11 protein-coding genes are annotated in these 15258 nt (G+C 69.9%); 2 read left to right on the forward strand and 9 right to left on the reverse strand.

Annotation, left to right across the window (positions count from 1 at the left end; genetic code table 11):
• Both BLS66_RS04975 and BLS66_RS04980 read right to left on the reverse strand, forming a co-directional pair.
• Positions 1-681: an STN domain-containing protein gene (locus tag BLS66_RS04975; RefSeq protein ID WP_074725292.1), complete on the reverse strand. Its 681-nt coding sequence runs from the start codon at positions 679-681 to the stop codon at positions 1-3.
• Between the two features lie 474 nt (positions 682-1155).
• Positions 1156-1620 carry an Lrp/AsnC family transcriptional regulator gene (locus BLS66_RS04980; protein ID WP_049468528.1) on the reverse strand — a complete coding sequence of 155 codons (465 nt, stop codon included), beginning with the start codon at positions 1618-1620 and terminating at the stop codon, positions 1156-1158.
• Positions 1621-1745: 125 nt separating this feature from the next.
• Here BLS66_RS04980 and BLS66_RS04985 point away from each other — a divergent pair, with 125 nt between their 5' ends.
• Positions 1746-2477 carry an AzlC family ABC transporter permease gene (locus BLS66_RS04985; RefSeq protein ID WP_049468526.1) on the forward strand — a complete coding sequence of 244 codons (732 nt, stop codon included), beginning with the start codon at positions 1746-1748 and terminating at the stop codon, positions 2475-2477.
• Positions 2474-2788, forward strand: a complete 315-nt coding sequence (locus BLS66_RS04990) for an AzlD family protein (RefSeq protein WP_074725293.1) — start codon at positions 2474-2476, stop codon at positions 2786-2788. Before BLS66_RS04985 ends, BLS66_RS04990 begins: the two co-directional genes overlap by 4 nt.
• Positions 2789-2858: 70 nt before the next feature.
• Here BLS66_RS04990 and glgX read toward each other — a convergent pair whose 3' ends face one another.
• The 7 genes from glgX to glgA are packed head-to-tail and all read right to left on the reverse strand — an operon-like array spanning position 2859 to position 14988.
• Entirely contained in the window at positions 2859-4979 is a 2121-nt protein-coding gene (glgX, locus tag BLS66_RS04995; protein WP_074725294.1) for a glycogen debranching protein GlgX, read from the reverse strand.
• A complete protein-coding gene (locus BLS66_RS05000) occupies positions 4966-5136 on the reverse strand; it encodes a DUF2934 domain-containing protein (protein WP_074725295.1) in 171 nt (56 codons plus the stop codon). Before BLS66_RS05000 ends, glgX begins: the two co-directional genes overlap by 14 nt.
• The gene (treY, locus tag BLS66_RS05005; RefSeq protein ID WP_074725296.1) at positions 5105-7678 is read right to left on the reverse strand and encodes a malto-oligosyltrehalose synthase; all 2574 of its coding nucleotides are present in this window, start codon (positions 7676-7678) and stop codon (positions 5105-5107) included. Before treY ends, BLS66_RS05000 begins: the two co-directional genes overlap by 32 nt.
• Positions 7675-9519, reverse strand: a complete 1845-nt coding sequence (locus tag BLS66_RS05010) for a 4-alpha-glucanotransferase (RefSeq protein WP_074725297.1) — start codon at positions 9517-9519, stop codon at positions 7675-7677. The genes treY and BLS66_RS05010 overlap by 4 nt, the downstream gene beginning before the upstream one ends.
• Positions 9516-11234, reverse strand: coding sequence for a malto-oligosyltrehalose trehalohydrolase (gene treZ / locus BLS66_RS05015; protein ID WP_074725298.1), 1719 nt, complete (start codon positions 11232-11234; stop codon positions 9516-9518). The genes BLS66_RS05010 and treZ overlap by 4 nt, the downstream gene beginning before the upstream one ends.
• Entirely contained in the window at positions 11231-13465 is a 2235-nt protein-coding gene (locus BLS66_RS05020) for a 1,4-alpha-glucan branching enzyme (protein WP_074725299.1), read from the reverse strand. The genes treZ and BLS66_RS05020 overlap by 4 nt, the downstream gene beginning before the upstream one ends.
• Positions 13462-14988 carry a glycogen synthase GlgA gene (gene glgA, locus BLS66_RS05025; RefSeq protein ID WP_080352941.1) on the reverse strand — a complete coding sequence of 509 codons (1527 nt, stop codon included), beginning with the start codon at positions 14986-14988 and terminating at the stop codon, positions 13462-13464. Before glgA ends, BLS66_RS05020 begins: the two co-directional genes overlap by 4 nt.
• Between the last annotated feature and the right edge of the window lie 270 nt (positions 14989-15258).

Genomic DNA, 15258 nt, shown 5'->3' on the forward strand with positions numbered 1-15258 from the left:
TCATGGAAGGGGCGAGCGACCGCCACAATCGTGGCCGGTGCCGGAAGGACGGATCTGCAGCGTCACCGGTTGGGGCAGCGCCGCGGCCCCGGTCGCCAGCTCCAGGCCCTGCATCGCCTGCAGCAGGCGTGCATCGCGGCGATCACTGCCACTGCCGGATAGCAACGCGGGCTCGCGCACGTGGCCTTCGCGATCAATGCGGAAGCGCAGCGTGGCAGCGTAGCGGCCGGGCGCGATCTCCGGGTCGTCACAGAACGCCGCACGCAGGCGCTGCTGCAGGCCACCGTAGCGACGCCGACGCTCGGCCTCAGGGAGTTCAGCACCAACTTCGGGGCCGGTCGCCAACGGCGCGCCCCGGCGCAGCACCACACGCTGCTCGCCGATCACCTCGGCCTCGATACCGGAGTCCTGCAGCAGCACCCGCAGTGCCGGCAGTGGCGGCAGGTTGGCGTGCAGCGGATAGCTGCTGCGCTCGGCGGCAAGGTCGCCCGGGTACATCACCGACCACCCGCTGATGACACTGAAGCGCTCGACCGCCTGTTCCAGCGGCTGCGCCGGGATGTCGTAGGCATGAACAGCGTCCTGCGCCGCAGCGGCAGAGGACAGCAGCAGCCATGCGGCGATCGCCACTTTCCAAGTTCTGACCGCATGGTGTCCATTCAGCCCCCTGACGTAGAACACGTGACCCTCGGCAGCGACAGCAGCTGCAGTGGACGCACGACGCGGCCGGAAACCCGGCCCGCGCGCGACCCGCAAGCGGGCTCAAACCGTACCGGGGCCACATGTCATTGCGATGACCGCCGCCCACGGCCGGGCGTCGAGGCAGGCTCCGTGAAGCCGATCACCCATCAGGAATCAATGACTCGAGCAGACATGATCATCTGCCCGGGGTCCGCGCCCGTTGAGCAGCGACGGGATCCGACCCGGACAGATCGCGGGAAGCCGTCAGCCGGCGGGGCGGTATGGCCAGGCAGGACCGTTGGCGCCATGGATGGCGCCATCGAGCCCCCAAGGAAGGGTTTACGGCGTGTCCTGCCTGGCCATACCGCCCCGCCGCCCCAGGGAGCATCGCTGTTGCTGTTGCTCCTGAGGTTGCCGGCCAGCGGCCGGCGCTACCTGCGGGTGCCGGGTGCAACCCGGCCGCACCCCCGTCCCTCACAGCGGCAGCTGGGTCGTCTGCTTGATCCGCTGCATCGGAATCTCGGTCTTGGTGTTCTGCACGCCGGCAATCCGGTTCAGGTGCTGCATCTGGAACTGACGGTAGGCATCAAGATCGGCCACCGCCACCCGCAGCAGGAAATCGCAGTCACCCGCCATCAGATGGCATTCCAGCACTTCCGGGAACGACTTGATGCTGTTGATGAAGTGGTTGGTGGTGTCCTCGTCCTGCCCGCGCAGCCACACCCGCACGAACACCGTGAAGCCACGGCCCACCTTGGCCGCGTTCAACAGCGCCACGTAGCGGTCGATGTAACCGCCCTCCTCCAGCAGCCGCACCCGGCGCAGGCACGCCGACGGTGACAGCCCGACCCGTCGCGCCAGCTCCAGGTTCTGCAGGCGGCCATCACACTGCAGGGCGTCGAGGATGCGTCGATCGAGGCTGTCGAGCTGGTACTGCATGCAATTCCACCTTGGTGGTACATGGCCGCAGGAAATTTCAATCATCCCGAATCAAGTGGCATCAACGCAACCCGATTTCGTGATTGGCCCGTTAGCATGGAGCCCCCCACCTCGTTGTGCCCTCCATGGACGCCCGTACTTCCCTGCCCCTGCCCGACACCTGCGACACCGCGCCGCGCGCCGAATTCCTGCGCGGCCTGCGTGCCGCCGTGCCGGTGATGATCGGCTTCATCCCATTCGCCCTGGTGCTCGGCGCCCAGGCGGCCCAGAAGGGCCTGAGCGCACTGGAAGTGCCGCTGATGACCGGGCTCAACTTCGCTGGCGGCTCGGAGTTCGCCGCCGTCGAACTGTGGACCTCGCCGCCGCACATCGCGTTGATCGTGGCGATCACCGCGCTGGTCAACAGCCGCCACCTGCTGATGGGCGCCAGCCTGGCCCCGTTGCTGCAGCACCTGCCGCGCCGCCGGGTCCTGCCGGCCCTGTTCTTCATGTGCGATGAAAGCTGGGCGATGGGCGTGGCCGATGCGCGCCGCCGTGCCCTTGGATTCAGCCTGGCCTATTACCTGGGCGTCTCGGCGGGACTCTACACCGTCTGGGTCGCCTGCACCGCGCTGGGCGCGATCGTCGGCCCGCTGCTGGGCGACATCCATGCCTATGGTTTCGACATGGCCTTCCCTGCCGTGTTCCTGGTGCTGCTGCGCGGCATGTGGCAGGGCATGAAAGCGGCGCGGCCGTGGCTGGTCAGCCTGGTGGTGGCCGCAGCCACCTACCTGCTGATCCCAGGCGCATGGTACGTGGCCAGCGGCGCGCTCGCGGGCCTGGCGGCGGCCTGGCTGCTGGCGGAGGATGCGGCATGATGTTCAACGGGCTGATCCACTGGACCTCGGTGCTGACCATCGTGCTGATGGCTGCCGCCACCTACCTGACCCGCATCGTCGGCTTCCTCGCGCTGCGCAACCGCACCTTGAGCAAGCGCGCGGTGACGGTGATGGAAGCCGCGCCGGGCAGCGTGCTGATCTCGGTGATCGCCCCGGACTTCGTCGCCGACCAACCCGCCGACCTGGCCGCGCTGGCGATCACCCTGCTGGCCGCCACCCGGCTGTCGATGCTGCCGACGGTGCTGATCGGCGTCGCCTCGGCCGGCCTGCTGCGCTACCTGATGGGCTGACTGCGTGGTGCGCCGGGCAAAGGCCCGGCGCTGGCCAGTCATCGCAGCACGCCCTGTACGCGCGCTGCCGTCAGGCGCTGCTGCTGGCCGCCAGCAGGCACAGGCTGCGCGGCTGCAGGGTCCAGCTGCCCGCCTCGTCCGGCTCCACCGGCGTCTCATCGGTCTGCAGCAGTACGCGCCGGAACGACAACGCCTCGTCCGAGACCCGGAACTGCTGCGGCTGGTCGCCGGCATTCAGCAGCAGTGCAAGGCTGACATGCCGCCCCGGCTCGCGCAGGCCGCTGTCGGGGCTGCGACCGTCCAGGATGATCAGCAGCGCCCGCAGCGCCGGATCGTGCCAGTCCGCCGCCTCCATCGCGCGGCCATCAGGGTGCCGCCAGTCGATATCACGCAGGCCGAGCGCTTCATCGTATTCACCGCGCAGGAACCGGTTCCTGCGCAGCAGGCCGTAGCGCCGCCGCAGCGACAGCGCGCGCCGCACGAACGCCACCTGCGCCTGCGCCGCCGGCTGCGCGGCACGCTCCCAATCGATCCAGCTCAGTGGATTGTCCTGGCAGTAGGCGTTGTTGTTGCCCTGCTGCGAATGCCCGAACTCATCGCCGGCCAGCAGCATCGGCGTCCCCTGTGCCAGCAGCAGCGTGGCCAGCAGGTTGCGCATCTGCCGCGCACGCACCGACAGGATCGCCGGATCATCGGTATCGCCCTCCACCCCATGGTTGCTGGAGAGGTTGTGCGAATGGCCATCACGGTTGTCTTCGCCGTTGGCTTCGTTGTGGCGATCGTTGTAGCTCACCAGGTCATGCAGGGTGAAGCCGTCGTGTGCGGTCACCAGGTTGATGCTGGCCGAGGGTCGCCGGCCATGGTGATCGAACAGGTCGGCCGACCCGGTGAAGCGGGTAGCGAATTCCGGCAGCTGCCCGCCATCTCCGCGCCACAGCGCGCGCACCGTATCGCGGAAGCGGTCGTTCCATTCCGCCCACCCCGGCGGGAACTGGCCCAGCTGGTAGCCCCCCGGGCCGATGTCCCATGGCTCGGCAATCAGCTTCACCTGGCTCAGGATCGGGTCCTGGCGCACGGCGTCAAGGAAGCTGCCCGACGCATCGAAGCCATGCCGCTCACGGCCGAGGATGGTGGCCAGGTCGAAACGGAACCCGTCCACCCGCATCTCGGTCACCCAGTAGCGCAGCGAGTCCATCACCATGCGGAGCGCGCCGGCGTTGGTCAGGTCGAACGTGTTGCCGGTGCCGGTATCGTTGATGTAATAGCGGCGATCATCGGCCAGGCGGTAGTAGCTGGCGTTGTCGATGCCCTTGAACGACAGCGTGGGGCCCAGCTCGTTGCCCTCGGCGGTGTGGTTGTAGACCACGTCCAGGATCACCTCGATGCCGGCGTTGTGCAGCCGCGCGACCATCTGCTTGAACTCGGCCACCGTACCCAGCGACAGGTAGCGCGGTTGCGGCGCGAAGAAGCCGATGGTGTTGTACCCCCAGTAGTTGCGCAGGCCGCGCTCGAGCAGCTGCTGGTCATCCACATAGGCATGCACGGGCAGCAGCTCGATGGCGGTTACGCCGAGGTCGCTGAGATGATCGACCAGCGCGTCATGGCGCAGCGCGGAGAACGTGCCGCGCTCGGCCAGCGGGACGGCGGGATGCTGCATGGTCAGCCCGCGCACGTGCGCTTCGTAGATCACGCTGCGGTCCCAGGGCGTGGCCGGCGCACGTTCGGCGCCCCAGCTGAAGGCCGGATCGATCACGGCGCAGCGCGGCATGTAGCCGGCGCTATCGCGGCGGTCGAAGCTGAGGTCGCCATCGCGATGGCCAAGGGTGTAGCCGAACAGGTGCGGCGCCCATTTCAGTTCACCGACGATCTGCTTGGCGTAGGGGTCCAGCAACAGCTTGTTGGGGTTGAAGCGATGGCCTTCCTCCGGCGCATACGGGCCATGCACCCGGTAGCCGTAGCGCTGCCCGGGCCGCACATCGGGCAGGTAGCCATGCCAGATCTCATTGGTGTACTCCGGCAGCGCGATGCGTTCCACTTCGCGGTTGCGCGCGTCGAACAGGCAGAGTTCGACCCGGGTGGCATGCCGCGAGTACAGCGCGAAGTTCACGCCCAGCCCGTCCCAGGTCGCCCCCAGCGGGAAGGGCCGCCCTTCGCGCACGCGCGAGGTCTGCGCCCACTTACGGCTGGCCATCGTTTTCCTCCTCGCCACGTGCTGCGGCGATCTCGGCCTCCACCAGCCGCTCGGCCATGTGCCAGTGCCGCTGCTGCTGGTCGTCCGGGCGCCCCTCGGCTTCCCAGATCTGGTGGGCCAGTGCCTCAATCCGCTGCCGTCGTTCCCTGCTGTCCATCCCTACCTGTCTCCTCGTTGATCCATATCGCCAGCGGGCTGCCAGCCAGAAGCCTGCCCACGTCTGTGGTTGCGTTGAAATGTTCGATGCGCCCGTTCAGGAGGTTGCGCATGGGGCCTGCCGGCAGCCCGCGCAGCGCCACGCCGGTGCCGACGTCGTGCACGGCGTGCAGGCCGGGACCGGGCATCGCCGTGTGCGAACCACGCCGCACGATCACCAGCAACACCTGTGCCTCGTGGCTGCGCGTGAACGCCAGCCACGGCGAGCGCGCGGGCACCGACAACGGCTGCAGCTGGCCGCACAGGAACAGGTGCGGGTGCGTGCGGCGGCAATCCAGCAGTTGCCGCAGCAGGAATGCCTTGATGCCACCGTCGTGCCAGTCCTCCAGCAGCGCCGGCCACGCGCGCGTGTCGCGCAGCCACGCCTGCCGCGCCGGGTAGTCCACGGCACGCCGGTTGTCCGGGTCGACCAGGCTCAGGTCCCAGCCTTCCCCGCCCTGGTAAAGGTCAGGCACGCCGGGCAGGCAGTGCTGCAGGCACAGCTGCGCCAGGCCGTTGCAGGCGCCTGCCGGCGCGATGCGTGCCACGAAGGTCGCCAGCGCCTCGCGCACCGGGTGCAGGGGCGCTGCGTCCAGCAGCGCGCGCAGCCATTGCGCGGCGGCCTCCTCTACAGCCACGTTGGGGTCAGACCAGCTGCTGACCCGCTTGCCCTCGCGCAATGCCTTGGTCAGCCACTGCACCATCCTCGATGCGAAGTCGGCGCCGGGGGCCCCGTGCATCGGCCACGCCGCCACGAGGGCCTGCCACAGCGCGTACGCCTCGGCACCCGGCAACGGCACCGGCATGCCGGCCGTGGCCGCCATCCGGCGCCAGCACTGGACCGCGCCCTGCCACTCCCTCGGGCAGGTGCTGAGCACCGCCAGTCGCGCCCGGCTGTCCGCGCCCCGCTTGTGATCGTGGGTGGCCAGCGCCAGCAATGCCCTGGGATGGCGACGCAGGCGCGCCGTGGCTTGTTCCAGCAGCGCGCGCCCCTGCATGCCCAGCCGCTGCGGATCACTGCCGACGTCGTTGCGCGAGAGCAACCTGAAATAGCGATAGAACCCGGTGTCTTCCACCGACTTGGCATTCAACGGCGCGGCCAGTTGACCGAAACGCACCCGCAGTGCGCGCTCGGCCTGCGCCTCGCCGGGAAGCACTGCCAGCAGCAGGTCCAGCGCCGCGCGTGCCGCACCGTCCAGCGCCTGGCGCGCTGCAGCGCCGGCGTCGGCCAGCGCCTTTCGTTCACCCGCCCCCTGCAGCGAATAGGGCCGGTAGGTGCGGTAATGCCCCAGCACTGAAGCCAATGCGCGGGCCAGCGCAGCCACTCCGATATCGGCTTCGGCCAGCCGTGGCTGCAGGACCTGCTGCGCGCTGCGCAGCAGTCGCTGGAAGTCGGCATGAAGGCCTTGGCGCAGCAACATGGCGCGGGCGTCCTGCTGGATCCGGTCGAAGCTGCGCGGGTCACCGCCCAGCGCCTGCCACGTGCGCGAAAGCGCGGGTGCAGCCGCCGGATCGTGCAACCAGGCACCGGCCTGGTCCATGAAGTCATAGCCGGTGGTGCCGTCGCAGGCCCAGTCGTCGGGCAGCTGCTCGCCCTCGGCCAGTATCTTCTCCACATGCAGGCTGACGGCCTGCGGCTCACGACCGCCGGCCGCGCAGGCGGCGTCGAGCGATTGACGCAGGCGCTGCAGGTACGCGCCCGGGGAGGACAGGCCATCCACGTGGTCGATGCGCAGGCCGTCCACCCATCCCTCGCGTACCAGCCGCAGCGGCAGCGCATGCACTGCGTCGAACACATCCTCGCGCTCCACCCGCAGCGCGGCCAGTTCGTTGATATCGAAAAAGCGCCGGTAGTTCACCTGATCGCCGGCCGTGCGCCACCAGGCCAGCCGGTAGTGCTGCCGCTGCAGCAGCGTGTGCAACCGTTCAACACTGCGATTGCAGCGCTCGGCCCACGCCAGCCACTGCGCGGGCTCCAGCGGATGGCTGCGCGGCGACAACGGCAATGCCAGCCCATGGTGGCGCAGCACGGGCCGTGCGTTGTCCACCACCACGCGCACCACGCCGTCGCGCACGGCGTCGTGCAACGGCCGGTCCAGTACAGGCAGCCAGAGCCGGCCCTCGCAGCCCGGCGCCTCCCAGTCGATATCAAACCATGCTGCGTGCGGGCTTCGAGGCCCGTGCATCAGCACATCGCTCCACCACGGGCTGTGCGGGGACGCCGCCAGATGGTTGGGAACGATGTCCAGGATCAGGCCCATGCCATGCGCGCGCGTCACTTCCGCCAGCTGCCTGAAGCCCGCTTCACCGCCCAGTTCCGGATTGATGCGAGCCGGGTCGATGCCATCGTACCCATGCGTCGACCCGGGCACCGCCGCAGCGATCGGTGACAGGTAAAGGTGGCTGACGCCCAGCGCGGCGTAGTACGGCACCTGCGCGGCAGCCGCCCCGAGGTCGAAGCCTGCGTGCAGCTGCAGGCGCGCGGTGGCACGCAACCCCGTCATTGCCCGGTCCTGCGGCGCGTGGCACTCAGGCGCGCCACGCGCGCATCGACAGCGTCAACATCCCACGTCGGCGGCAGGCGGCGGCGCCAGTTGGGATGGCCGTCGACGGTGCCTGGCAGGTTCACCTGTGCGCGACCGCCCAGCGCGTCTTCCAGCGGCAGCAACGCCAGCCGGGACGCCGAGTGGGCGACCAGTGACAGCGCCCTGGCGTCCAGCGGCGCGCCCTCGCCGCCGGCTGCTGCAGACAGTGCCTGTGCGTCGCTGGCGCGCGCGCTCAGTGCCGCTGGCAGGTCCGCCAGCTCGCCCAGGCGTGCACGCCAGCGCAGGTCACGCCCGCGCAGCCAGCCGGCCAGCGGCGGCAGATCATGGGTGGAGGGCATCGCCACTGCATCGCGGCGCCACTGCGGCGCCGGCAGGAAGCGCGCGCCGTTGCGGGCAAACGGCAGGACCTCGATGCCCAGAATGCCCCGGGCTGCCAGCCGCTGGCGCATGCCCGGCGGAACCACGCCCAGGTCTTCGCCGATCAGCACGCAGCGATGCCGCCAGGACTCCAGCACCAGCAGGTTGATCAGATCATCGAACGGATAGCGCAGGTACACCCCCTGCCCGGCGCCCGCGCCACGGGGCAGCACCCACAGCCGCAGCAGGCCCAGGATGTGATCGATGCGCAGGCCGCCGCGGTCGGCCATCACGGCGCGCAGCACGCGGAGGAAGGGTGCGAAGCCCTCCCGCTGCAACGCCATCGGTGACCAGCTGGTGATGCCCCAGGCCTGGCCGAGCGGATTGAACGCATCGGGCGGCGCACCCAGTTCAAGTCCCTGCAGCAGATCAGCCCCACCGGTGCGTGCCTCCACGCCCTGCGGCGCGCAGCCCACGGCCAGGTCGGCAATCAACCCGATCGAGGCGCCCTGGTCGCGCAGCGTGGCGTGCACCTGCGCCCAGCCCTGCCGTGCCACCCACTGCGCAAACGCATGGTCGTCCGCGCTGCCGGTGAACCGGTCGGCGGCATGCTGGCAATAGTCCCGCAGCGGATCGCCCTGCATGGCACGCCAGGTTTCGATCTGCGCGTGCTGCGCCGGTGCCTGCGCTGCAATCCAGTGGCGAACCTGCCGCATCCAGCGCCACTTCACTGCCGCCGAGTGCGGCCAGTCGATGCGACGTGCGGCAGTCCCCGCTTCCACCGCCGCCGCCAGCGCCTCGTCCCCGCCCAGCACGCTATGGGCAGCCTCGGGCAGCACCTGCGGCAGGGAGACCTGCAGCGGGTCGAGCCAGCGCCGGTCGCTGGGCGAATAGGGGCTGTAGCCCGGGCCCGGTGGCAAGCCGGCGTGCAGCGGGCTCAACGCCAGTGCGTCGCCGCCATGCCGGTGCAGCAGCTCGCTCCACCGTGCACAGCCGGCACTGTCACCGATGCCGGCATCGCCAGGGGCGCGCAGGCTGTACACCTGCGCCGACAGGCCCCAGCCGCGCAGCGTGCCCCGCGGCCACCAGGCACGCTGTGGCGCCACCGCAACCGCCTGTTGCCGGTCGCCCCGGCGCCACTGCCAGTAACCCGGCTGGTCCGGCACGCGCCAGCGGCCCTGCGCATCGGCACGGGCGGGCAGCACTGCGCCCTGCTCATCCACCCAGCTCGCTGCGCCGGCTGCCTCCGGCATCGCCAGCAGCTGTCCGCAGCAGGCCGTGCGCAGGCCAGCGTACTCGGGCACCGTCTCGCAATGCAGCCCCTCCAGCACGGCGCGCAGCACGTCCGGCGCGACCTCGCGCGCGGCACCGGCCACGTCGGTCCAGCGGACCAGCAGGCCCGCACGGCGGGCCGTTTCGCGCACCGCTGCATCCGTGCTCATGCGGCGATCCAGCAGGCCAGCACGCCGCCGCCTGCCGGCAGCATCCCGGCCGCGTCCGGACCCACGACGCAGTCGCCGGGCGGCACCGCATGCGCCACCGGCACAGGGCCCACGTTGATCGCGATCCACCATTGGCCCGAGGGCAACTGCCAGCCCGCCTGCACCGCGCCTTGGCCCAGCACGCGCGCGCCCAGCGACCGCGCCTGCAGCAGGCCCGGCTGCAGATAGCGCCTGCGCAGGCCGAGGAACTCACCCGTGCAGCGCAGCCAGTGCTGCGACCAGGGATCATCGCCAGGCGGCGGCGTGTACGACGCCTGCAGGGTCGCCGCATCGTTCGGGTCCGGAATACGCGCGCGCGCGGCGGCGTCGGCAAAGGCGCTGAAACCGGAGAACTCACGGCGACGCCCTTCACGCACCGCCTCGTCCAGCGGCGGCGCGTAGTCGGTGAAGAACAGGAAGGGCGATTGCACCTGCCACGGTTCGCCCATGAACAGCAGCGGGATCATCGGCGTCAGCAGGGTCAGTGCCAGCGCCGCGCGCAGCGGCGCAGGATCGGTCAGCATCGACAGGCGCTCGCCGAAAGCGCGGTTGCCCACCTGGTCATGGTTCTGCGCGAATACCACAAAACGCGCGGGCGACAGGTCGGCGCTGGGTTCGCCGCGGGGATCGCCGCGTAGGTCCGGTTCGCCCTGCCAGGCGAATCCCTCGGCCAGGCAGCGGGCCAGCAGTGCTTCGGCGCGACCGGCATAGGCCGCGTAATAGCCCTCCTGCTCGCCGGTCAGCATCACGTGCAGCGCATTGTGGAAGTCATCGTTCCACTGTCCCTGGTAGGCGCCGCGCAGCCAGCGCGCCTGGTTGCGTTCGTTCTCCAGCACCACGTGCGCGTGCGGGGCCACCGCACGTACCTCGTCGGCCAGTTGCTGCAGGAAACGGTCATCGTCAATGGCGTGCACCGCATCCAGGCGCAGCCCGTCGACGCCATAGTCGCGCAGCCACATCAGCGCATTGTCGATGAAGAACCGCCGCACCCAGGGCTGGCGGAAGTCGATGGCCTCGCCCCACGGCGTGCTGCGATCGTCACGGAAGAACCCGCGCGCGTAGTCGCGCAGGTGGTTGCCCTGCGGCCCGAAGTGGTTGTAGACCACATCCAGCAGCACCGACAGCCCTGCATCGTGCGCCGCCTCGATGAAGGTCCTCAGCGCTGCCGGCCCGCCGTAGGCATGGGCCGGCGCATACGGGAACACGCCGTCGTAGCCCCAGTTGCGCTGCCCGGGAAACTGCGCGACCGGCATCAGTTCGATGGCGGTAACGCCCAGCGCCGCCAGCAGCGGCAGCTGCGCAGCCAGCGCAGCGAAGCCGCCGCCCGCTTCGATATGCACTTCATAGATCACCAGGTCCTGCCAGGCATGCCCGTGCCAGGCAGGCCGCGCTGCCTCCGTATCCAGCACCACCGCGCTGTCGCCGTCGATGCCGTCCGGCTGCCAGCGCGAGGCCGGGTCGGGTACGTCCTGGCCGGAAGGCAGGCGGAACCGGTACCGGTCGCCGTGCGATGCTGGCGTTCGCAGCCAGTGGCAGCCGTCCGGGTCGCGTTGCATCGGTCGCTGCGTGCCGTGCAGGCACAGCGCCATCGCGACTGCGTCCGGTGCCCATACGCGGAACTCCACCCCGCCACCGGCCACAGGCCATGCGCCCAGGCGCGGCGCGACTGTCGTCATGCATCAACCTGCAGGTACAGCGTGGACAGCGGCGGCAGCGTGAGCCGCAGCGACTGGGCGTGGCCATGCATCGGCCGCGGCTCGGTATGCACTGCTCCAAGGTTGCCGCTATTGCCGCCGCCGTAGTACGCGCTGTCGGTGTTGAGCCGTTCGCTCCAACGCCCCGGTTGCGGCACGCCGACCCGGTAGCCCTCGCGCCGCACCGGGGTGAAGTTGCTCACCACCAGCAGGGTGCGGCCGCTGCCGGCAGGATCCCGGCGGATGAACGCGTAAACGCTGTTGCGGTTGTCATCGGCCACGCTCCAGTCGAAACCCCGCTCGTCGCGCTCGTCGCGATGCAACGCAGGTTCGGCGCGGAGCACGTTGTTGAGGTCGCCCACCAGGCGCGACAGGCCCTGGCCCTCGTTGCTGGCCGCCTGTGCCCAGTCCAGCGCCGCATCGTGCGACCATTCGTGGCCCTGGCCGAACTCACCGCCCATGAACAGCAGTTTGCTGCCCGGGTGCGCCCACATGAAGCCGTAATACGCGCGCAGCTGGGCCAGCCGCTGCGCTGGCTCGCCGGCCATCTTGGCCAGCAGCGCCCCCTTGCCGTGCACCACCTCGTCGTGGGACAGCGGCAGCACGAACCGTTCGGAGAAGGCGTAGACCAGGCCGAAGCTGATCTCGCTGTGGTGATGCGGGCGATGGACCGGGTCGCGCCCCATATACTGCAGGGTGTCGTGCATCCAACCCATGTTCCATTTGTGGGTGAAGCCAAGCCCACCCTCCTCCACCGGCGCGGTCACCCCCGGCCATGCAGTGGATTCCTCGGCGATCACCAGCACGTCCGGAAAGCGCTCGCGCAGCGTCTGGTTCATCCGCCGCAGGAACGCGACCGCCTGCAGGTTCTCGCGTCCGCCCTGCTCGTTGGGTATCCACTCGCCCTCGGCACGGCTGTAGTCCCGGTACAGCATCGACGCCACTGCGTCCACGCGCAGACCGTCGATATGGAAGCGCTCCACCCACTCCAGCGCACTGCCGATCAGGTAGGCAGCCACTTCGTTGCGGCCATAGTTGTAGATCAGCGTGTCCCAGTCGGCGTGCACGCCTTCGCGCGGGTCGGCGTGCTCGTACAGCGCGGTCCCATCGAACCCGGCCAGGCCATGGGCATCGTTGGGGAAGTGCGCGCTCACCCAGTCCACGATCACCCCGATGCCGGCCTGATGGCAGCGGTCCACGAAGCGCGCGAAGGCCTGCGGCGTGCCGTGGCGCGCCGTCGGCGCGTAGATCCCCAGCGGCTGATAGCCCCAGGAACCACCGAAAGGATGCTCGCTGACCGGCAACAGTTCGATATGGGTGAAGCCCAGCCCGGCCACGTACGGAATCAACCGGTCGGCCAGGGCATCCCAGTCGAGCGGCGCACCGTCGTCGCTGCGCTGCCAGGAGCCCGCATGCACTTCATAGATCGACAGCGGTGCGCGGGTTCCGGCCTGGCGGCGGGCCGCCAACCATGCGTCATCGTGCCACTGCATCGGCACAGCCGAAGGCACCCGCGATGCGGTCGCCGGTGGCAGCTCGGCCCAGCGCGCCATCGGATCGAACTTGTCGGGCATCACCCGGCCGTCGGCGCCGACGATGCGGAATTTGTAGCGGGCACCGGCCTGCACGCCCGGCAGGAACAGCTCCCACACGCCGGCGGTGTGACGCAGCCGCATCGGATGGCGTCGGCCGTCCCACCCGTTGAAATCGCCAACCACGGCGACCCGCCGGGCATTGGGCGCCCACACCGCGAAGCGCACGCCCGCAATGCCCTGCACCTGCGTCGGCACCGCACCCAGCTGCCGCGCCGCATCGGCATCACCGGCATGGAACCGCTGCAGCAGGGCTTCGTCCAACAGTGGACCGAACGCATAGGCATCGTGCACCTGCTCCACGCCCTGTTCGAAATGCAGGGCAAGCAGCGGTATCGCCGCGTCGCCGGCCGCGCCCTCGAACAGGCCGGGCAACGGGCCGGGGGACAGGTCCCAGCGCCGCCCGTCGTCTGCAATCACCTCGACGCGCTGCGCGTGCGGCACCAGCACGCGCAGCTGGCGTCCGCCTTCTGGCTGGCGATGCGGGCCCAGCCAGGCGAATGCATCGGCCGGGCGTGCATGGACGAGGTCCTCCAGCGCCGGCGCGACGCGCTGCTCCAATCCCGTCTCCGTGATCGCTTCATCCTCCAGGGCGGCCAGATGCAGGCTGTCGTGGCTCATGCGGCCACCTGGCAGGTCTGCTGGTACAACGCCAGGTAGGCGCGCCCTGCCGCATCCCAGCCCCCTGGCCGCAGCATGGCCGCGCGGCGCATGGCCTGCAGCAGCCCCGGCAGGCGGAAGGTGCGCATCGCCCGTTCCACGCAGCGGCGCAGGCCATCGGCATTGGCGCCATGGAACAGGAAACCGGTCACGCCGTCCTCCACGGTATCCACCAGTCCGCCGGTCGCGTGTGCGATGGGCAGGCAGCCGAAACGCTGCGCGTACATCTGGCTCAGTCCGCAGGGTTCGAAGCGCGAAGGCATCAGCAGGAAATCGGCGCCGGCAAACATCTGGCGGGCCAGCGCTTCCTCGAACCCGATGAAGGCGCCCACCCGCCCCGGGTAGCGCCGGGCCAGCGCCTGCACCTGCGCTTCCACCTGCGGCTCGCCACCGCCGATGATGACCAGCTGGCCGCCGGCCGCCACGATCTGTGGCGCCACGTCGCAGGTGATGTCCAGGCCCTTCTGGTGCACCAGCCGCGAGACCACCGCGAACAGCGGCCCGGTCGACGGCGCCAGCCCGAACGCCTTGCGCACCGCATGGGCGTTGGTGGCGCGCCCGGTCCACTCGCCAATGCCGAAGTGGGCCTTGAGATGGATGTCGCGGCGCGGGTCCCAGCTGGCGTCGATGCCGTTGACGATGCCACTCAGGTGCCCGCCGGCTGCGCGACGCGCCAACAGGTCATGCAGCCCGCAGCCGTCATCCGGGGCGGTGATCTGCTGCGCGTAGCGCAGGCTGACCGTGTTCAGCCGCGTGGCATTGGTGATGCCGCCCTGCAGGAACGACATCTGCCCGTGGAAGTGCAGTTCATCCAGGTGTTCGGCCGGCACGCCCAGTACCGGCGCAAGCGCGTAGGGGAATAGCCCCTGGTAAGCCAGGTTGTGGATCGTCAGCAGGGTCGGCACGGCCGTCCGGTCCCAACGCACGTAGGCGGCCGCCATGGCCACCGGCCAGTCATTCAGGTGCAGCAGCTGCGGCGACCAGTCCAGCCCGGCACGCCCGGCCGCAATCTCCGCCGCCGCATGCGAAAGCGTGGCGAATCGAACCGCGTTGTCCTTCCACTCCTGCCCCTGCCCGTCCACGTAGGGCGAACCCTCACGCTCGTACAGCTCCGGCGACAGCAGGACGTAGATCGGAAGGCCGTCGGCCTGCACCGCCATGCCGATCGTGCACGCCGGCAGGCCGGCCCGCGCGCTGACCTGCCCCACCCGCTGCAGCTGCGGCAGGCGCTGCAGTACCTCCGGGTAGCCGGGCAGCAGCACGCGCGAATCACAGGCACCGCGCACCGCACGCGGCAGGGCCGCAGCGACGTCGCCCAGGCCACCGGCCTTGACGAAGTCCGCCATCTCGGTGGCAACGAACAACACGCGCTGCACCAGTTCCGGCAGATCCAACGGTTGCGAGTGGCCGCGGCGGGTGCCGATCGGCACGGGCGTGACGGGAGAGATCGCAACGGGTGAAGCGGACTGGGCGGCGCGGGCCATGGGGATGATCTCGGATGCTTCAGGCAGACAGACGCCAGCGGCGCCCGGACGGGCGCTGAGGCTGGGAAGGAAGTCGACGCAGGACGTGGGGGACGCCAGCGAGAGGCTCAACAGGACAATAGCCCTGCATGCGATCAACCAACCGTGAAGCCATGGCGATTTCTTTGTGACAAGGCGTCATGAGCTCAGTACACATGACGCGCGCCCGCCCGCCGCCCGCGCCTCTCCTGTAGCGCCGGGCGCACGTTCGGCTGCGGGCAGTCCCGTTGC

The sequence above is a fragment of the Stenotrophomonas pavanii genome, assembly GCF_900101175.1.
Classification (GTDB): Bacteria; Pseudomonadota; Gammaproteobacteria; order Xanthomonadales; family Xanthomonadaceae; genus Stenotrophomonas; species Stenotrophomonas pavanii.